The organism is Desulfocicer niacini (assembly GCF_054657595.1).
This window is the reverse complement of the sequence record NZ_BAAHYK010000017.1, coordinates 35,761-55,657: the sequence shown is the minus strand read 5'-3', so window position 1 is coordinate 55,657 and position 19,897 is coordinate 35,761. Positions and strand designations below refer to the sequence as shown.

The window sequence follows — 19,897 nt, the reverse complement described above, 5'->3', positions numbered from 1 at the left end:
TGGAAACATCACTGGTGATGACATCAGTTCAAACCAACCCCCTGGAATATTCTTTCCAGGGGGTTTTTAATTTAAGTATACCCCATGTCAAAATCCAAAAGATAAGGATGATCATGTTTTCCATAGAGCAGTTCAAGCAACAATATGATGTAGAGCTGACCACATTTTCCGTGGGCAGCCATCAATTACAACTTTTTGTCCCCCGCAAAATTGATGCTTTTATCAACCCGGACGATCTATTCACTGATTTCCCCCTGTGGTCAAAAATATGGGAAGCCACGGCAGTGCTAGCCAACCATCTGAACACCATGAAGGTCAATCCAGACCATCGTTTACTTGAAATTGGCTCTGGAATGGGGGTGACAGGTCTGTGTGGTAATAAAATGGGACATCGCATCACCATAACCGAATACAACGAAGATGCCATCAACTTTGCCAAAGCCAACGCCCTGCTGAACGGCATGGACCCATCCATCATCGCAAAGCTTGACTGGAACCAGCCCATGGTCCAGGGGAAATTTGACTATATCATCGGATCAGAGGTGGTATTCAAGGAAACAGATTTTCCCGGCCTTTATTTTCTATTTCAAAAATATCTCAAGCCCGGAGGCAGGATTGTGCTTGCCGAAGGCATGAGAAAAACCTCACTCAAGTTCATCCAGGAGATGGAAAAACATTACCAGATCCGCATGAAAAAACAGACCATAGGCCCTCCTGAAAAACAGGTGTCCGTGGTTCTCATGGAGATGAGGGACAAGGCATAAGGAAGTCAGATTCTATTGATTTACCGTACATAAAAGGCTTGATCACAACATGTGGGGAGGGGTCAGGCTTGCGTTATTGACTCTTGCGGTTGATCAAAGCACAATATCACAAGCCTGACCCCATTGGCCCATGTTATGGCCAAAACCTTCATAAACTCCAGAGGGCCATTACCATGCCTGAGTTCTGGTCTGATTGAGCGGTGGATTGAAAACGGCTAAGCCCCTGAGCCATGCCTGAAACTGGAGGGGAATGCATCTGTGTCACGGACAGGAGCTGCCCGTCATTCGGGAGAAGGCAAAGCGCCATCCTTCACCAGGTTCAGCAGCCATAACCCTGTCAGGAACAATACCATCAGGCTCAATACTCCCCAGCGTGTATGGCCGGATATCTTTGCAACTCCTCCCATGAGAAGAGGGCCTGAAATAGCGGCAAACTTTCCAAACACATTGAAAAAACCAAAAAATTCACCGCTCTTTTCCATGGGAATCAGCCGGGCAAAAAAGCTGCGGCTGAGGGCCTGTATTCCCCCCATGGAAGATGCCACCAGAAAGGCGATGACCCAGAACAGTCCCACCTTGAGCTTCGGGTTCTGAATTTCTGGAAGCAGGAAGGCCATTACAGTAATCACGCAATAGACACAGATACCGACGTTGAGCATGGTTTTGGTTGAAAACCTCTTAGCCAGCCGCCCATAGACAAGGGCAAAGGGAAAGGCAATTATCTGAATGAACAGGATCACAACAATAAGAAGGCTAATGCTAAAGCCAAGATCCCGGCCATAGGCGGTGGCCATGCTTATGATGGTGCCCACCCCGTCAATGTAGAAAAAATATGCGGCCAAAAACATAAAAACAGATGGATGCGTACGGATGCTCTGAAAGGTATACCACAGCCTTTTAAAGCTGTCGTGCACCGGTCGAGCAGGCCGAGGAAGAAAATGCCTTTGCCCAACGGTTTTAAGAAGGGGTATAGAAAAGACAAACCACCACACGGCCACAACCACAAATCCCATGCGAACAGCATCCAAGGACAAACCGTCCCGGGAAATATCCCCAGCACGGGTGAGAAGCCACAGGATGAATACAAAGGGGATCACACTGCCGATGTAGCCCCATGCATACCCCCGGGAAGACACAAGATCCATGCGTTCCGGGCTGGTTACATCCACCACAAATGCGTCATAGAACAAATTGGCACCGGCCCAGCCCACCCGGCCCAGCACAAAAAATATCAGACATACCATCCACATGCCGGGCCCAATGCCGGCAAGGGCCATGGTGAAAAAAAGACCCATTCCCAGAAAAAAAACAAAAAAGGCCTTTTTTTTACCTTGGTAATCTGCCATGGCCCCAAGGACAGGGGACAACAATGCCAGAATCACAGAAGCACCGGCATTGGCAAATCCCCAGTAGGCCGTTGAAACCACGTACGGCAGCCCTGCCGCAGCAACATCCTTGAAAAAAATGGGCATAACAGCGGTTATCATCACCAAAACAAAGGCAGAATTACCCACATCATACAAAATCCAGGCAAGCTCCTTCCTTGAAAGGCCCGGTTCGGGGAATTCCAGATTTTTATTCATTCTTCTCTTCTTCAAACAATTGATACACCATGGAATTTTTATTTTTCAATATTTTTGACCCCCGGGTGATTTTGCACAGACTGATGCCGTATTTTTCGGCAATTTTTCGCTGGGTCAAGCCCTGTTTAAGGTCTTTGAGTAATTTCCAACGAAGGGAAAGATCTGCCAGCTCCCCCGGGGTGAACAGATCCTCAAACAGAGCATCAAGGTCATCCACACTGTTAATGGATAAAATTGCGGTGAGCAAGTCTTTATCAACGGACATTTTTTCTCCTCGGTTATCTCATGAATGGCGAATATGGGCTACTTGGCCAGACATTTACATTGGGCGTATTTTCAACCCGGATACTGACCCGGAATAATACTGTTAAGAAAAATCGGCGGATTACAGCTATCATGAATATAAAATTACACGATTTTGTCAAAAATTCAAAGAAAACTGAAAATTTTAATGGAATCATCGCCAATGCTAAACCACCGGTTATCTTTCTTGGTTTTTGCATCACTTTGATGTATTAATACCTGACATTGATTTTACAACACATGCTCTTCCCAGAGTGGAAGATGTTATGACCAAACCCGAAAAAACAATCGCCGGCAGTGAGCTATAACGGGTCACTCAATACCTTCCAGAGCCCCTTACGCGAGGGATACAACATAACTGCCCAAGGATATTATGACATGAATGGCAAAATACTTGAAAGAATTCTGAACCAAGTGGCCCAAGGAGCGCTTTCCGCGGCCACGGCCCGGCAAAAGCTGGAACACCTGGCCTTTGAAGACATTGACATCGCCCACATTGACCACCACAGATCCCTTAGAAAGGGATTTCCTGAAGTTATTTTCGGACAGGGCAAAACAGCCGTTCAGATAACCCGGATACTCCAGGCCATGACCATGGCTGAGGATGTGGTGCTGGTTACCCGCATCGGCAAAAACAAGGCCGCCCAGGTGATGAAGAATGTTCCCGAATCCATCTATGATGCCGATGCCCGGATACTTCAGCTGCAAAAAAGCCCCCCGGAAATACGCAACAGCGGTGAAATCCTGGTTATTTCCGCCGGCACATCAGATATCCCCGTTGCCAAGGAAGCGGCCATAACTGCCCGGGCCATGGGCAACCGTGTCACCACCATTTTTGATGTGGGGGTTGCCGGTATCCACAGGCTCTTTGCCCACCGAAAAAGCATTGAACAGGCAGCGGTAATCGTGGTGGTGGCAGGTATGGAGGGAGCCCTGCCAAGCGTGGTGGCAGGCATGGTAAAATCTCCTGTGATTGCCGTTCCCACGAGTGTGGGGTATGGCACCAGTTTCGGGGGAATGACGGCCCTTCTGGCCATGCTCAACGCCTGCAGTTCAAACATTGCCGTGGTGAACATAGACAATGGATTCGGGGGTGGACACATGGCCGCCACCATCAATGGACTCACCGCCCTGCCCCGGGATGAAACAAAAGATCATGGAGCAGCCCTGTGATGGAAAACGCACCCATAGATAAAAGCATACGCATCGTAAACTGCCCGGAAAATGCCATAGACATTGAAAATTCCGATTTCTACCAGGACACGGAATGTGTCACCATGACTCCGGAGCAACTGCTGGAGGCCCTGTCACTCAAACAACGACCGGTGATCCTTTTTATATACCTCAACGGAACCCATGTCATCAGCTTTGAGGTTTTAAAAAGACTCACCACCGGCATGCGCCCCACCATCATCATCGCCATGGTGTCTGCCACGGAAATTTCCATGGGTATCACCGCATTGGGTATTGATGTGGCCGATTTCATGGTGCTACCTGCGGATGGCACCACCTTTGATATCTATGTAAAAAGGGCCATGGACCGAATCTGCATTCAGAAAGACCTGCTGTTTAAAAATGAATACTACAAAAGCCGTTACAATATATCGGAGAAAAAATATCAGCAGCTCTTTGACGAAGTCCCCTGTTTTATTTTTACCCTGAACAAGGACTACCTTATCACCGATTCCAACAGAAAATTCAATGAGTATTTCGGCAGTCACATTGGTGAGTACTGTTTTGGGATCTGCAAAAACCGGGACGATCCCTGTCGAAAATGCCCCGTGCAGCAGACTTATGAAGATGGGCAGAACCACGCCCTGGAATCGGAAATCATATCCTCGGACGGTGTCAAGCACATTGTGCTGTCCTGGACGGCACCCATTCGTGACGGGGCCGGTAATATAAGCAAAGTACTTGTCATGCTCACCGATATCACCGAAGTAAGACACCTTGAAGACCATCTTGCCTCCCTGGGGGTGATGATCGGCTCCATCTCACATGGAATAAAGGGGCTTTTGACCAGCCTGGACAGTGGAATGTACCTACTGAACACAGGATTTAAAAAGGGGGATATGCCCCGTATCAGTGAAGGGCTTGATATCTCAAATCAGATGACCGAAAAGATAAAAAAACTGGTGCTTGATATCCTATATTACACCAAAACAAGACGACCGGTCTGGCAATCCGTTTCCGCCAGAAGCTTTATTGATGAAGTTTTGATGCCCATTTTGCCTGCGGCCACAAAACACAACATTCGGCTCAATGTGAATGTGCAGTGCGAAACCCGGGACGACACCTTTGAAATTGATGAGAAAAGCCTGCAGTCTGCCTTTATAAACATCCTTGAAAACAGCATAGATGCCTGCGTTTCTCTAAATAAAGCCTCACCACCCACCATCCTTTTTCATTGCCGCATCAAGCCGGACAAAATCATCTTTCTGGTAAAAGATAATGGTAAAGGCATGGATACCGCAACCTTGAAAAATATCTTTACCATCTTTTTTTCATCCAAGGGAAAACAGGGGACAGGGCTTGGGCTTTACATCACAAACAAGGTGCTTGAGCAACACAGCGGAGAAATCAAGGTAAAATCATCACCGGATATCGGTACCAAGTTTCTCATTAAAATGCCACGCAGGATTCCCTCCACCGCCAAGAAAAAACATTGATCCAGCCGGATCAAAAAAACCGGGCAGTCGGGGAAAAATCATGTTTGCATACGCAAAAGTGCCAGCAATTTTTCTTCGGTCAGCAAAAAAGGGTTGCCTTTCATGCTGCTGGACTTCAGTGCCTGTGTGCTTAATCTTTTGCAGTGATCTTTTGTGAGACCATAGTGCGACAGGGGGGGCAGAGCCAAGCAGGCGGTCATTTCATGAATCCATTCCATGGCATCTCCGGCCTTGGATGCCGCATTTCCTGTTAACAGACCAGCCACTTCCCCAAGCTTTGTGTCAACAAGGCTGGCTGGTGTATCACAGGAACGGCTTTCGGCCAAATTCAATGCCATGCACGGCCCTAAAAGATGTGCGCAGATAATCCCGTGGGGAGCAGGGATCATGCCTCCCATGGGGCCAGCAATGGCGTGTACAACCCCGAGCCCGGCATTGGCAAGGGCAATGCCGCTGAAAAGCGCGGCAAGACTCATGTCTTCCCTTGCTGTCACATCCCCTCCCCTGTCATGGGCCATCTTCAGGGAACGCCCCACCCGCTTTATCCCCTCCCGACAAAGAATGTCAGTGAAGGGACTGGCAGCATTGGAGATAAAGGCCTCAATAAGCTGGGTCAAGGCATCCATACCAGAGGCTGCCGTCACAGAAGGTGACATGGTCAGGGTAAGTTCCGGGTCCACAATGGCAACATCCGGTGCCATGAAAGGACTTCTAAGGCTTACCTTCACCCCGTGCTCCGGGGAGGCAAGCACACTGTTAAAGGTCACCTCGGCACCGGTCCCGGCGGTGGTGGGCAGCACCACAAGGGGAAGGGGCGGACAGGGAAGGGGTCGGCCTTCACCGATGACTTCAAGATAGGTCATGGCAGCACCGGGATTAACCGCAAGGGCGGCAATGGCCTTGCCTGCGTCCATGACACTGCCCCCTCCAACGGCAATCACAAAATCCACCCCCAGATCCCCTGCAAGCCCCCTCCCCCTTTCCACGTCCTCAATGGTTGGTTCCCCTTTTTGGGAGAAAAGGGTGTGGCGAATATTGTGCTGGTCAAGGCAGGAAAGGAGCTCATTGATGCGGAAGGGGTCATTGCCTAAAATTACCAGGGTATTTTGGCCCAGGCCTGATGCAATGCTCCCGATGTTGCGGACAACTCCCCTTCCAAAATGTATCTTTGTGGGAAGACTCAAGGAAAAAAACATCTGTTCCACCTCCGCCATCATCCTAAAAGCCCCTTTGATTTCTTTCGACTGCTGCTCATGCTTTTGCCCATGAGCCATCCTGCCAGCAACACACCGGCACCGGAAACAAACCATTTGATCATCCCTGTTTTAAGGGGATCATCCCCCGTGGATGTCAGGGAAGCTATTTCCCCGCTCAAGGTTTCCACCTCTTTTTTAAGGGTCTCATTTTCTGTCACAAGTTCCCCGGATTCAAGGCTTGATTTCAACTGGTCTAGGGAAGACCTTAACTGCTCAACAGATGCATTAAGGCGGTCATTGGCCTCCTGCAGAGCCTTTTTTTCTGCTTGAATTTTTTCAAGTGACTCCCCAAGGATCTCAGCACGTTTTTTATAGTTCTTCAAATCCTTGCTCACCCCTGCAGAAGAGGCTATACCGGCGGCTTCACTTGCCTGCAATGCCTTTTCAAGGGCCATTATTTTGCCATTGAGTTCCTCAATGACCATGGCCTTGGGTATTTCCATGGTGATGTACTGTTTTTCAACCCATCCCTGATCTCCTTCCATGGTTCTAACCTTAAAATGGGTCTGACCTTTTTCCAGAATATCAAGGGGAGCATTACTCCTTAAGGTTCTGATAACATTAAAATTACTTCCAGGGCCTTTCCGCATAGTCAAAATGAGCATATCAGAAACATAACCGGTTTCAGCACAGGATATATCACAATAGATCATTGGAATCATTATCAACGTTATTAAACAGAAAGTCTTAACAGATGCTGTTATTTTCATTTACACGTCTCCTTTCCAAGAGGGTTTTGTGTTCAATACCAACACTTGGCTAATTTTACAACATCATTTATAACATAGTTGGCAGTAACCACCTGCCACAAAAAAGTTTATAATCCTAATTATTTCAGATATCTGGACAAATATTATTAGGATTCCACATTTCCTGGTGAACACAACAAAGCATGAAAATGAATTTATGCCACCCCCAACGCTCACCCGATCCAGCCCCAGGGCATGGACAGAATTGCCGCCGGGGGCAAAAGTACTTGCAATGCATTAAAATGCAGTGTATCAATTCTTAATCATGAGACTTTTAAAAGAACGACAAGACATTATCAACTTTGGCAATAAAATGCTTAAAGCGGGTCTGACCACTGGTTCCGGCGGAAATATAAGCTGTTTCAACAGAAAGCAACAATGCATTGCCATTACACCAAGCGGCATTGAATACCCCCTTTTGCGCCCCGAAGATATTGTTCTTTTGCACCCCGACGGTACCCCCTACAAGGCTGGCGGCAACCGCCCTTCCAGCGAGTTCGGATTTCATACGGCACTGTATGATACGCGAAAGGACGTCAATGCCGTGGTTCACACCCACTCCACCTATGCCACCACCTTTGCATGCCTGAACAGGGAAATTCCCGCCGTGCACTATCTGGTGGGATTTGCCGGAAAAAAGGTCCCCCTGGCCCCCTATGCCACCTATGGAACCCCGGAACTGGCATTCAACGTTGCAAGCACCATTGAAAACCATAATGCCGTTCTTTTGGCCAACCATGGCCTGGTGGCGGTGGGGAAAAACCTGACGGCAGCCTTTAATACCGCAGAAGAAATTGAACTGGTGGCCAGAGTCTGCTACCAGGCGGAATGCATCGGAAAACCCGTCATCCTGTCTGACGAAGAAATGGAGCGGGTCATGGTAAAATTTGCAGACTATGGCCCCCGGGAACGTAAAAATGCAACATGAATCCTGATCCACCATGGCATTGAATTCAATGCCCATTGTGAGTGGAATCCCCTTCCCGGATTTCCCTCCAAACCACAACTGTTAACACCTTAATATAATGGAGTCTTACCATGAGCCATCATCACCACGACGATCATGATCACCACCACCATGAACATGACCATGACCATGACCATCACACCCATTCCCACGACCATGGGCATTCCCATGCATCCCCCCATGAACCCGGTCATGAAATGACTTTTGAAGAAAAGCTTTCCACCCTCCTCAACCACTGGATTGCCCACAACAACAGTCACCTTGATACCTACCGGGGCTGGGCAAAAAAGGCCGAAGCCGCCAGCCTTACAGATGTGGCGGACCGTCTGAAAGAAACGGCTGAAATTTCCGAAAAAATCACCAGAACCCTGGAAGCTGCCCTGAAATCCATCCCCTGATCACCTACAAGGGGCAGTATTGCCCCCAGGATTCCGGGACCATGACGAGAATCAGAGCTTCGCAGATTCGTGTTCATGCAATTGGGAAAACTTACGGTGCACAATTATCCGTACTTACGCATTGAAAATCATGAATTTTCACACAAATCAATGTGCTTTCCCATTTATGCACTGGCCTCTTTCTTAGCCTTGGAACGCTTGGCATTGTTCCTGACAACATATGGATAAAGCTGGGAGACGAGCATGCCCGCCATCATCAAAGCGCAGCCGAACAATGCCCGCCCTGACAAGACTTCGTTAAGGATAAGCCACCCCCCCAGGGCAGCGATGACGGATTCCAGACTCAGCAGAATGGCAGCATGGGCAGGATGACTGCCCTTCTGCCCATAAATCTGAAGGGAATAGGCAATACCCACGGAAAACACACCACCGTAAAAAATGGGAAGGGCCGCGGCCTTGATTCCCTGCCAGGCGATCTCCTCAAAGGCAACCGCCACCAAAAGACTTAACGCAGAACAGATGCTGCATTGGATTATAGAAAGGGTCACAGTGTCAATGCGGTTGGTAACCCTGCCAATTATAACCACGTGACATGCAAAGAAAAAGGCACCCAGGAACTCCAGGAAATCACCATATTCAATGGCCAGCTCCTGGGTGATACTCAAAAAATAAAGCCCCAGGACGGCAAGCAGTGCGCCGATCCAGGTGCCGGCACCTGATTTTTGTTTCCACAAAAGCCCTATGAAGGGCACAATAACCACATAAAGTCCAGTGATAAATCCAGCCTTGCCCGCTGTTGTATGGACCAGGCCCACCTGCTGAAGGGATGCCCCGGTAAAAAGGACAGCCCCTGCAGCCAGTCCGCTTTTAATAATCAGTCCCATTGACGGAGGGGGCGAGACCATTACCAGCTTGTTTTTTTTGCGTTGTATCCCCACCAGCAAAAACGGAAGCAGGGAAAGACCGCCGAGGGCAAACCGAAGCCCGTTGTAGGTAAAGGGTCCCACATGGCCCATGCCCAGGCGCTGGGCCACAAAGGCAAAGCCCCATATGGCGGCGGCAAAAAGCAATATCAGTTCTGATTTGAATGTTTTAACTTCCATGGTATAAACGGCCCTTATTTTTCCGGCATCACTTAATTTAAACCACAAGCCCGGCCCCGTTCTCCTATGGATAACAGGATCAGGCCATCAAAATACAATTGGGAATTTAAATAACAGAAGATAAAACAAGTCAAGACAATTCCGGCTTTGATAAGACTGTCTGTCATGCCAGGGAAAAGTTTGGGGCTTGAACATAAGATCGGCAATGCTGGGGAGGGACCAGGATTATATTATTGGCGCTTTTGCTAAAATTAACTTTGAAACACAGATAGTTGTCAAAAGCCCAATCGCACAAGTCCTACCCCATTGGCCCACCAATTGTGATGGGAAAACCTAAGGGAGTCAGATCTTTTTAATTTGCCATCTTTCAAGCCCAAGTTGCTCATATGCCATGAATGCTACCCCGGCTAAAACGGTAAATTAAAAATTGCTGACTCCCTACGTTGCATTGTGACAGGAAGGCAGTACTTTTAATCAATCTTGATAATACCATCAAACCCATTGACGGAAAGGAATATACCAGGATACAACGCTATATTAGTGTTCTTGGTGTAGGGATTTCATCCAGGGGATAAAAAAATCATGATAGAAACAAATATGACCATTAAAGCACTTGCAGGACAAAGACTTATGGCCGGTTTTGACGGCACGGATCTGGACGATGAACTTAAATTTCTCATTCATGATCTAAGGGTAGGAGGCATCATCCTTTTTACCCGGAATGTGGTAGATTCCAGCCAGGTGGCCCGGTTGTGTAAAAACGCCCAGACCTTTGCCCGCCAGTGCAACTGCCCGCCGCTTTTTGTGGCTATTGACCAGGAAGGGGGACAGGTGGCCCGCCTTAAAAGGCCGATGTTCAGAGAATTCGAGGGCACACCGTCCATAACCAGTCCGGAAAAAGCTGCCCTGTTTGGTGAAGAAATGGCAATCCTCATAAAAAAACTTCATTTGAACATGAACCTTGCGCCGGTGATGGACACAGTTCCCCGTGGATTTAAAGGGATCATGACCCAACGGGTATTTCAGGGAAGCCCGGACACGGTTGCCGCATTGGGCATGGGCGTTATCAATGCCCTTCAGGCACAGGGCATCATGGCCGTGGCCAAACATTTCCCCGGCATAGGCAGAACCACCCTGGATTCCCATCTCCATCTTCCGGTGCTTGAAACCCCCGAAGAAGACCTGATGCACACGGACCTGATCCCATTTAAAGCGGCCATAAACGGCAAGGTTTCAGGCATCATGCTGTCCCATATCCTTTATACCGGGCTTGATTCCCAATGGCCAGCAAGTCTGTCTGTTAAAATTGCCGGTACACTTTTGAGGGATCAGCTGGGATACGACGGGATTGTAATGACCGATGACCTTGACATGAAAGCCATTACATACGATATACCCACTGCGGTTCAGCGCATATTAAAGGCCCGCATTGACATGTTTCTGATCTGCCACAGTGGCCCTGACATAGAAACGGCCATTGTGGAAACACGAAAATGTATGGATAGGGATGAAACCATGTATAAACATGGAATCACATCGATGCGAAGGATTCTGAACACAAAAAGACAGTATCTGGCACCGGAACTGTGGCCGGTTAATGGGAAGGCCCACTCTGAGGCTTGACGATTACAGCATGGCGTAAGTCTTTTGGAACCTCCATACAATAGTGGAAAAAGAAACTCCAATAAGCGTAATGGTGATGACCTTAGCCAGCTGTACCATAACTCTTCTTGAGGGGTGATTACGACACCTGGGAGGGAGGGGTAAAACTATATCCGGGTCCGGGAAAATACATCATGGTCAAGCCGGCAAAACACCCCATCCTGAATAAGTCGATGACCCCGGGCAGCGATCATGGCGGCATTGTCACCACAAAGGGACACAGGGGGCAATGCAAGGGTCATTCCTCTGTCGGCGGCATCCTTTGCCACCCGCCTTACAAGGGCTGTGTTGGCTGCCACACCACCAGCCAGCGCCACAGTGGTACATCCCCTTGCCATGGCACCATGTATGAGTTTAAAGGAAAGAACATCAAGTACAGCAGCCTGGAAGGAGGCGGCAATATCCGCCACATCCTGGCGGGACAAATCCCCTTCCCACAGCTGCACCTGCCGAGCAACGGCGGATTTTAAACCGCTGAAGCTGAAATCAAAACCTTCTTTGTCGAGATAGCTTCTGGGAAACCGAATGCGGTCGGAATTTCCCTGCTGGGCCAACTGTTCAATGACAGCCCCGCCGGGATATCCCAACCCCAGCATCTTTGCCACCTTGTCAAAGGCTTCACCGGCGGCATCATCCCGGGTCTGTCCCATCAATTGGAAATCATTGGCGGAGGTGACATGATAGATGTTGGTGTGGCCACCGGAGGCCAGAAGGATTACAAAGGGAGGTTTGGGAGGCGTTTTTCCCAGAAAAACAGAATAGATATGTCCTTCAAGGTGATTGACCCCGGTCCAGGAAATCCCCCGGGCCCAGGCAAAGGCTTTGGCAAAGGAAAATCCCACCAGAAGAGCACCCACCAGTCCCGGTCCCCGGGTGGCAGCCACCCCGTCAATGTCATTCATGGAAATACCGGCGGTTTCAATGGCCTGGCTGACAACGGGAAATATGGCTTCCATGTGCATTCGCGATGCCAGTTCCGGAACAACGCCACCATATTTATGATGCACTTCCACCTGGGTGGAGACAACGGAAGAACGAATAATACAGCCATCTTCCACCACTGCGGCTGCGGTTTCATCACAGGAGGATTCAATACCAAGAATTATCATGATATCCGGCGTTATACCCACTCAACCTGGGGGTCCGAGGCTTCTCTTGAAGCCACCTCACCCATGAGAAAGGCTTTTTCATCCATGGCGCTGAGACGATCAAGTACCTCCTGTGCACTTTCTTCAGGCACCACAACCATCATGCCGATGCCATTATTAAAAGTACGATGCATTTCCCGGTCCGTTACATTTCCAGCCTTCTGCAGAAAGGTAAACACCGGTGGAATATCCCAGCTGTCCCTGAAAATGTTAACCTTGCAGGCATCGGGGATAACCCGGATAATATTCTCATCAATGCCGCCACCGGTGATATGGGCAAGGCCATGCACAGGTAGATCTCTGGCAAGCCCAAGCAAGGTCGTACAATAAATGCGGGTGGGGGTTATCAGCTCTTCGCCAAGGGTTTTACCAAGATCGGGGATATGTGTATCCACCTCGTATCCACAGGCATCAAAACAAATCTTACGTACCAGAGAAAACCCGTTGCTGTGCACCCCGCTGGAAGCAATGCCGATTAGTTTATGACCGTTGCGAATCTCTGAACCGTCAATAATCTTGGCATTGTCCACAATACCCACGGAAAAGCCTGACAGATCATACTCCCCACCCTGGTACATCCCGGGCATTTCAGCAGTTTCCCCACCGATGAGGGCACACTGGGCTTCACAGCATCCCTTGGCAATGCCTTCAATGATACTAGCTGCCTTTTTATTATCAAGGGCACCCATGGCAAGATAATCAAGAAAAAAAAGCGGCTTGGCCCCCTGCACAACAATGTCGTTGACACACATGGCCACCAGATCAATGCCGATGGTATCATGGCGGTCCATTTTAAAGGCAATCTTAAGCTTTGTACCCACTCCATCTGTGGAGCTGACCAGCACTGGATTGGAGCAGTTAGATAAATTCAGGGAATAGAGGCCGCCAAAGCCACCGATTTCTCCCATTACACCGGTTCGTGGTGTGGATTTTGCAAGCTTTTTAATGACGCCGACAAGGTCATTGGCTTTATCAATATCAACGCCTGCATCGGCATAGGTTATGGACTCACCCATCTGATTCACTCCTAAGGTTTTATTGCATGTATTTTTGTTGCATCTATATATAGATTAAATTAAAGTCAAAAATTTTAAACTTATTCTCTCCAATTGTCAAAACCTTTTTGACATCGAGCAGCATATCATGTATTTCATTTCTATATTAACCGCGGATTTACACGCAACGAACTTGTTTTTTCAGGCATGATCACCCCACCAACTGCAGCTACAGTGTCGGTGGCCCAACGGGATCAGCCTTGGGTTACAATCAAACCTCAGGAGATTTTGTAATGAAAAAAATTAATATAGGCATACTGGGCTGCGGTGTTGTTGGAACCGGTGTCGCAAAGCTCCTCATGGAAAACCATGCATTGCTCACATCTCGTACCGGTGTGAATATAAACCTTAAATATGTGGCAGACTTAGACACCCATACCCCCCGTGGCATCACTTTTAAAGACGGGGTATTTATTTCCGATGCATCCCGGGTAATCAACGACCCGGATGTAGATATTGTGGTGGAACTCATCGGTGGAAAAAACATAGCCCGGACATTTACCACAAAGGCCCTCGAAAATAAAAAGCATGTGGTGACTGCCAACAAAGCCCTGATTGCAGCCCATGGAAATGATCTTGTCAAAACCGCCACGGACCATGGGGTGGACTATGCCTTTGAGGCCAGTTGTGGGGGCTGCATGCCCGTGATTAAAAGCATCAGAGAATCCCTGGTGGGCAACCGCATCAAATCTTTTACCGGCATCCTCAACGGTACCTGCAATTATATATTGACCAAAATTTCCAAAGAGGGATGTCCCTTTAATCAGGCTCTGAAGGCGGCCCAGGAAAAGGGCTATGCCGAGGCAGACCCCTTTCTGGATGTGGAAGGACATGACTCGGCCCACAAGCTTGCCATTCTGGCGGCCCTGGCCTATGGCATGGAAATTAATCTTGAAGATATCCATGTGGAGGGCATCACCCACATTACCCCCATGGATATTGAATTTGCAAGGGAATTCGGCTATTGCATCAAATTGCTGGCCATCAGCAAAAATGAAGATGATTGCGTGGAAGCAAGGGTGCACCCCACCATGATTCCCCTGGACAGCCCCCTTGCACATGTGGACAAAGCCATGAACGCCATCACCATTGAAGGGGACGCCACAGGTCAGACCATGCTCTACGGGGCCGGGGCCGGCATGCTGCCCACGGCCAGCGCCGTTGTCAGCGACATTGTGGACATTGCCCGCAACATTATTTCCGGTTACGGGCAGCGTGTGCCCATTCTGGGCTATCCCGCAACCAGCATTAAAGCCATTCCCATAAAACCGGTGGCCGATATTCACACCGGATATTACATCCGCCTGGCGGCCTTGGACCAGCCCGGTGTGTTGTCCCGGGTATCGGGCATTCTGGCGGATCACGGCATCAGCATCAAGTCCGTTCACCAGAAGGGCCGAAAATCCAACGGCACAGTACCCATTGTGATGACCACCCACATCGCAAAGGAAGAGGATGTTCAAAATGCCCTGGCCGGCATTGCCGCCCTGGATTCCATACCGGAAACACCTATAATCATTCGAATAGAAGACAAAGACAGCGATCAGTAGGATAAAAAATGAATCTCATATGCTCGGATCTGGAAGGGGTTTTCATCCCTGAAATCTGGATCAACGTTGCCGAAAAAACCGGCATTGAACAATTAAAACTAACCACCAGAGATATTTCTGATTATGATGTATTAATGCAGAAAAGACTCTCGGTCATGGCAGCCCATGGCCTGAAACTCAAGGACATTACAGATGTCATTGCCACCATGGACCCCCTGGATGGGGCCCTTGAAACGCTGAACTGGATTCGGGAAAGAAATCAGATCATCATCTTGTCAGATACCTTTGAAGAATTTGCAAGGCCCCTGATGAAAAAGCTCAACTATCCGGCCCTGCTGTGTCATAGCCTGACCATTGGCCCCGATGGCAGCATCACGGATTACAACCTGAGACAGGCCAACCAGAAAAAAAATGCCATCAAGGCTTTCAAAGCTTTGAATTACAGAACCATTGCCTTTGGTGACTCCTACAATGACACCGCCATGCTGAAGGCCGCAGATCACGGATTCCTGTTCTGCCCCCCGGCCAATGTAATAAAAGAGTTTCCCGAACTGGACGTCACCAGAAATTATGATGAACTCAAGGCAAAACTATCCACCCTTTTGCCCATGACATGACAAAGGCCCCGGCCAGACAGGATCTGCTGCCGGGACCATCCAAAATCAAATCAAGGGTCTAATACACACCATTATTCCCTTCACCTGTTTTTTGAATATTCCTCCCAAAGAGCACAACTGATTGAATTTACATAAAAAAAACCTAAGGGATAATAAAAAATTCCTGAGAACAAAAAAAAGCTTGACTTGTACACCGCTTTACTCTATTTTTATCGGGTTGTTGCGGGGTGGAGCAGTCTGGTAGCTCGTCGGGCTCATAACCCGAAGGTCAGAGGTTCGAATCCTCTCCCCGCTACCAACAAGTAATTTTATAGCTAAGATATGCATTAAAAAATTGTGTTGCGGGGTGGAGCAGTCTGGTAGCTCGTCGGGCTCATAACCCGAAGGTCAGAGGTTCGAATCCTCTCCCCGCTACCAAGATACAGATGCAAAAAAATAAAGACAATAGATATTGAGGTCAGCCTGAATCAGGTTGACCTTTTTTATTTGGTTTACTTAACCCGAGCGCAGCATCTGTCAGCCGTCACATTGACAGACCAATGGGAGTCAGAGTTTGGTCATTATGCCTTTAATATCAGTAAAAGCGATGGCGCCTGGTCACAACATGAACCAGCCATCCAAATTAATGGGCCATGTTGTGATCAAGACCAAGCAATGAAACCTTCCCATAAAAACGGACGATGCTGCAACTAAGGCATTTAAATCAAAGACCAAGACGTACCCGCACAATGGATCTCTGGTGATCTCCAAAGGGCAGATGATACCGATCAACCTCCACATGAACACCGGACGACCCGAGACCGTCCAACTCCCCATGGGACAATCTCCCCTTCATAGCAATCACCATTCCCGTATCTGACAGCAACGGAAGGGACAGATCCACAAAACGCCCCAGGGCCGTGAATGCCCGGGAGACAACCACATCAAACCGGCCTGAAAATGCAGGATCTTTTCCCAGGTCTTCCACCCGGGAATGAATACCCTCCGCATGGGTTAAACCAGACATGCGGATAACATGATTTATAAAGCTTATTTTTTTCCGGGAAGCGTCCACCATGACCACATGAACATCCGGTCTACACACCTTAAATGGAAGTCCTGGAAATCCCCCGCCGGAACCCACATCAATCAAGGTGCCCCCCCGGGGCACGAAGGACACCAGGGCCATGGCATCCACAAAATGTTTCACCGCTACTTCATGGGGGTCAGTAATGGCGGTGATATTAAATTTTTTATTCCACTTTATGAGCTCAGCTCCATGGAAGGCCATGGCATCCAGCCGGGCATCATCAAGGCTGAGACCCATGGACTCAGCCCCCCGGGCCACCAACGCTTTCCACTCCTCATCAAATTCTTTTATCACCATGCCCCCGACAAACCCGTATTATATCCCAGACCTTACCAAAGACGGCACAAAATCAGCCAACATTTTAAAACATCGCCTCATCCCCAAAAGGAGCTTATTCACAACATGGTCCACATGGGACTGAGGTATGGCTTGGGTTCTTAACACTTTTATTTATTGCCATTGAAACACAGATAGTTGTCAAAAACACAATAACACAAGCCTTACCTTGTAATCCCCCAATAATGACGAGTGGCCCAGGTTATGACCAAGCCCCCCCCCCCAAAAAAAGAAATGACAGGCATATCCGCTCCGGCAAAAGTCCATCACGGACAGATAATCAAAAGGTACCTTTTTGTATTGACTTCACTGTCCAATTTAATTATAATAACAAAATTTTTTACAATGTACTTTCAGTACCTGAAAAAGCTGATAATAGCAGAGCAACTTTCATTTATCAATATTAAAACGATTTAAGGCAACACAGACAATTTTCACCGGATTTCCCCATGGCGGGCAATGGTGACAGCTGAATTGTGTATTAATTTCAGTTAAAGGATTTAGTGATCATGTTAAAGGATTTAAAAAGAGTCAGGAATATCGGAATCAGTGCCCACATTGATTCAGGTAAAACAACCCTTACAGAACGAATTTTGTTTTATACAGACAGAATACATCAAATCCATGAAGTCAGAGGAAAGGATGGTGCCGGTGCCGTCATGGACTCCATGGAGCTTGAAAAGGAACGCGGTATCACCATCGCCTCCGCCGCCACCCATTGTGAATGGAAAAAAAATGATGTCAACATCATTGATACCCCCGGCCATGTTGACTTCACCGTGGAGGTGGAACGTTCCCTGAGGGTACTTGACGGCGTGGTCCTGATTCTGTGCTCTGTTTCCGGTGTACAGTCCCAGTCCATCACCGTTGACCAGCAGATGAAACGTTACCAGGTTCCCTGCATCGCCTTTGTAAACAAATGTGATCGAAGTGGTGCCAACCCCTACCGGGTGGCCAAACAACTCAGGGACAAACTCGGACACAATTCCGTACTCATGCAGATTCCCATCGGCCTTGAGGACCGCCTCCAGGGTGTGGTGGACCTCATCACCATGCAGGCCTATTACTTTGAGGGTGACAATGGAGAAAATGTAGTCGTCAAGGAAATTCCCGAAGAGCTGCGTGAAGAAGCCCAGGAAAAACGGGAAATCATGATTGATGCCGCATCCATGTATTCCGACGATCTGACAGATGCCATTCTCGAAGACAAAGAGATCACCGAAGAACTCATTGTGGATGCCGTTCGCAAGGGCACCATATCCCGGCAGATGACCCCTGTTTTCATGGGTTCTGCTTACAAAAACACGGCAGTTCAGCCCCTTCTGGATGCCGTCATCAAATTTCTGCCTGCCCCCATTGATATTCAAAATGAGGCCATAGACCTGGACAACAACGAAGAAACGGTCAACCTCTCAAGCGATTTTGACAAACCCACCGTGGCACTTGGCTTCAAGCTTGAAGACGGTCAATACGGCCAGCTCACTTACATCCGTGTATACCAGGGCAGCCTCAAAAAGGGCGACACCGTCATCAATTCCAGGGATGGCAGAAAGGTGAAGGTGGGACGTCTTATCCGCATGCACTCTTCTGAAATGGAAGACATTGATGAAATCCCCGCAGGCCATATCGGTGCCATGTTCGGCGTTGACTGCGCCTCCGGTGACACCTTTGTCAGCCCGAGCATCAATTACTCCATGATTTCCATGCACATCATGGAGCCTGTTATCTCACTGTCTCTTAAACCGGTGGACAACAAGTCCCAGATCAACATGTCCAAAGCTCTGAACCGTTTCACCAAAGAAGATCCCACCTTCAGAACCTATGTGGACAAAGAAACCAATGAGACCATCATCCAGGGCATGGGAGAGCTTCATCTGGAGGTGTATGTTGAGCGTATGAAGCGTGAATACAAAGCAGAAGTTATTACGGGCAAACCTCGGGTGGCCTACCGGGAAACCATCACCCGGAAAGCCGAGTTCAACTATACCCACAAGAAACAGACCGGTGGTTCCGGTCAGTATGGCCGAGTTTCCGGTTTCATGGAACCCTGTGAAGAAGAATTTGAATTTTCCAACAAGGTCACCGGTGGACGTATTCCCACCCAGTTTATTTCCTCCTGCGAAAAGGGTTTTCAATCCTGCATGGCCAAGGGGCCCAAAATGGAATTCCCCGTTACCGGCGTAAAGGTTACCCTGGAGGATGGCGCATTCCATGCGGTGGACTCCTCTGAAATGGCATTCCAGGCAGCTGCCCGGGGTGGTTTTCTGGAAGCGTACATGAAGGCGAAACCCGTTATCCATGAGCCCATCATGAAGGTAGTCATCGAAACCCCCAATGAATTTCAGGGCTCCTGCATGGGGCTGATCAACCAGCGCCGGGGAATCATCCAGGGTTCCCAGGAAGAAGGTGTCATGTCTGTGATTGAATCCCAGGTTCCCCTGTCTGAGATGTTCGGATTTTCCACCATTCTTCGATCCGCCACCCAGGGCAAGGCCCAGTTCACCATGGAATTTTCCACCTACAAGCAGGTGCCCCAGTCCGTGGCCGAGGAAATCATAAAAGCCAGAGAAGAAGAAAAGAAGAAATAGACATCCCTGATATAACTTTATATAAGGTCAAAAGCACTTTAGATTATTAGGGGGAAATGTCCTTTCAACAGGATTTTACC

At 48.6% G+C, this 19,897-nt stretch carries 17 protein-coding genes and 2 tRNA genes; 11 read left to right on the top strand and 8 right to left on the bottom strand.

Annotated elements, in window-relative coordinates; all coding sequences use genetic code 11:
- The first annotated feature begins 17 nt into the window (after nucleotides 1-17).
- Nucleotides 18-764, top strand: a complete 747-nt coding sequence (locus ACYQ2M_RS10910) for a class I SAM-dependent methyltransferase (protein WP_459916371.1) — start codon at nucleotides 18-20, stop codon at nucleotides 762-764.
- Between the two features lie 281 nt (nucleotides 765-1,045).
- On the opposite strand, the gene ACYQ2M_RS10905 is transcribed toward ACYQ2M_RS10910, so the two are convergent.
- The gene (locus tag ACYQ2M_RS10905; protein ID WP_459916370.1) at nucleotides 1,046-2,347 is read right to left on the bottom strand and encodes an MFS transporter; all 1,302 of its coding nucleotides are present in this window, start codon (nucleotides 2,345-2,347) and stop codon (nucleotides 1,046-1,048) included.
- Nucleotides 2,340-2,612 (bottom strand): Trp family transcriptional regulator, encoded by a 273-nt coding sequence (locus tag ACYQ2M_RS10900; protein WP_459916369.1) that lies wholly within the window; start codon nucleotides 2,610-2,612, stop codon nucleotides 2,340-2,342. Before ACYQ2M_RS10900 ends, ACYQ2M_RS10905 begins: the two co-directional genes overlap by 8 nt.
- A 416-nt stretch (nucleotides 2,613-3,028) precedes the next feature.
- Here ACYQ2M_RS10900 and larB point away from each other — a divergent pair, with 416 nt between their 5' ends.
- Both larB and ACYQ2M_RS10890 read left to right on the top strand, forming a co-directional pair.
- On the top strand, nucleotides 3,029-3,823 hold the full coding sequence (larB, locus tag ACYQ2M_RS10895) for a nickel pincer cofactor biosynthesis protein LarB (protein WP_459916368.1): 795 nt from the start codon (nucleotides 3,029-3,031) through the stop codon (nucleotides 3,821-3,823).
- A complete protein-coding gene (locus tag ACYQ2M_RS10890; protein ID WP_459916367.1) occupies nucleotides 3,823-5,319 on the top strand; it encodes a two-component system sensor histidine kinase NtrB in 1,497 nt (498 codons plus the stop codon). Before larB ends, ACYQ2M_RS10890 begins: the two co-directional genes overlap by 1 nt.
- Before the next feature lie 38 nt (nucleotides 5,320-5,357).
- Here ACYQ2M_RS10890 and ACYQ2M_RS10885 read toward each other — a convergent pair whose 3' ends face one another.
- Nucleotides 5,358-6,536 (bottom strand): iron-containing alcohol dehydrogenase, encoded by a 1,179-nt coding sequence (locus ACYQ2M_RS10885; RefSeq protein WP_459916366.1) that lies wholly within the window; start codon nucleotides 6,534-6,536, stop codon nucleotides 5,358-5,360.
- Nucleotides 6,533-7,285 (bottom strand): TIGR04211 family SH3 domain-containing protein, encoded by a 753-nt coding sequence (locus tag ACYQ2M_RS10880; protein WP_459916365.1) that lies wholly within the window; start codon nucleotides 7,283-7,285, stop codon nucleotides 6,533-6,535. The genes ACYQ2M_RS10885 and ACYQ2M_RS10880 overlap by 4 nt, the downstream gene beginning before the upstream one ends.
- A 304-nt stretch (nucleotides 7,286-7,589) precedes the next feature.
- Between ACYQ2M_RS10880 and ACYQ2M_RS10875 the strand changes: the two genes are divergently transcribed.
- Together ACYQ2M_RS10875 and ACYQ2M_RS10870 are read left to right on the top strand one after the other, a co-directional pair.
- Nucleotides 7,590-8,252, top strand: a complete 663-nt coding sequence (locus tag ACYQ2M_RS10875; RefSeq protein ID WP_459916364.1) for an L-fuculose-phosphate aldolase — start codon at nucleotides 7,590-7,592, stop codon at nucleotides 8,250-8,252.
- A 110-nt stretch (nucleotides 8,253-8,362) separates the two neighbouring features.
- On the top strand, nucleotides 8,363-8,689 hold the full coding sequence (locus ACYQ2M_RS10870) for a DUF8180 domain-containing protein (RefSeq protein ID WP_459916363.1): 327 nt from the start codon (nucleotides 8,363-8,365) through the stop codon (nucleotides 8,687-8,689).
- A 164-nt stretch (nucleotides 8,690-8,853) separates the two neighbouring features.
- On the opposite strand, the gene ACYQ2M_RS10865 is transcribed toward ACYQ2M_RS10870, so the two are convergent.
- Nucleotides 8,854-9,840 (bottom strand): DMT family transporter, encoded by a 987-nt coding sequence (locus tag ACYQ2M_RS10865; protein WP_459916362.1) that lies wholly within the window; start codon nucleotides 9,838-9,840, stop codon nucleotides 8,854-8,856.
- A gap of 534 nt (nucleotides 9,841-10,374) precedes the next feature.
- Here ACYQ2M_RS10865 and ACYQ2M_RS10860 point away from each other — a divergent pair.
- Nucleotides 10,375-11,415 carry a glycoside hydrolase family 3 N-terminal domain-containing protein gene (locus ACYQ2M_RS10860; protein WP_459916361.1) on the top strand — a complete coding sequence of 347 codons (1,041 nt, stop codon included), beginning with the start codon at nucleotides 10,375-10,377 and terminating at the stop codon, nucleotides 11,413-11,415.
- A gap of 146 nt (nucleotides 11,416-11,561) precedes the next feature.
- Here the strand turns inward: ACYQ2M_RS10860 and tsaD are convergent, their stop codons facing one another.
- Both tsaD and purM read right to left on the bottom strand, forming a co-directional pair.
- A complete protein-coding gene (gene tsaD, locus ACYQ2M_RS10855; RefSeq protein ID WP_459916360.1) occupies nucleotides 11,562-12,563 on the bottom strand; it encodes a tRNA (adenosine(37)-N6)-threonylcarbamoyltransferase complex transferase subunit TsaD in 1,002 nt (333 codons plus the stop codon).
- 11 nt (nucleotides 12,564-12,574) lie between these two features.
- The gene (purM, locus tag ACYQ2M_RS10850) at nucleotides 12,575-13,618 is read right to left on the bottom strand and encodes a phosphoribosylformylglycinamidine cyclo-ligase (RefSeq protein ID WP_459916359.1); all 1,044 of its coding nucleotides are present in this window, start codon (nucleotides 13,616-13,618) and stop codon (nucleotides 12,575-12,577) included.
- Between the two features lie 272 nt (nucleotides 13,619-13,890).
- On the opposite strand from purM, the gene ACYQ2M_RS10845 reads away from it, so the two are divergent.
- From ACYQ2M_RS10845 to ACYQ2M_RS10830, 4 genes are all read left to right on the top strand, one after another.
- Nucleotides 13,891-15,207, top strand: coding sequence for a homoserine dehydrogenase (locus ACYQ2M_RS10845; RefSeq protein WP_459916358.1), 1,317 nt, complete (start codon nucleotides 13,891-13,893; stop codon nucleotides 15,205-15,207).
- A gap of 8 nt (nucleotides 15,208-15,215) precedes the next feature.
- On the top strand, nucleotides 15,216-15,824 hold the full coding sequence (gene thrH, locus ACYQ2M_RS10840) for a bifunctional phosphoserine phosphatase/homoserine phosphotransferase ThrH (RefSeq protein ID WP_459916357.1): 609 nt from the start codon (nucleotides 15,216-15,218) through the stop codon (nucleotides 15,822-15,824).
- 221 nt (nucleotides 15,825-16,045) lie between these two features.
- Nucleotides 16,046-16,122: transfer RNA gene (locus ACYQ2M_RS10835), tRNA-Met, on the top strand.
- A gap of 42 nt (nucleotides 16,123-16,164) precedes the next feature.
- A tRNA-Met gene (locus ACYQ2M_RS10830) sits at nucleotides 16,165-16,241 on the top strand.
- 286 nt (nucleotides 16,242-16,527) lie between these two features.
- Here ACYQ2M_RS10830 and rsmG read toward each other — a convergent pair.
- On the bottom strand, nucleotides 16,528-17,190 hold the full coding sequence (gene rsmG / locus ACYQ2M_RS10825; protein ID WP_459916356.1) for a 16S rRNA (guanine(527)-N(7))-methyltransferase RsmG: 663 nt from the start codon (nucleotides 17,188-17,190) through the stop codon (nucleotides 16,528-16,530).
- Between the two features lie 548 nt (nucleotides 17,191-17,738).
- Between rsmG and fusA the strand changes: the two genes are divergently transcribed.
- On the top strand, nucleotides 17,739-19,817 hold the full coding sequence (fusA, locus tag ACYQ2M_RS10820; protein ID WP_459916355.1) for an elongation factor G: 2,079 nt from the start codon (nucleotides 17,739-17,741) through the stop codon (nucleotides 19,815-19,817).
- Nucleotides 19,818-19,897: the final 80 nt, after the last annotated feature.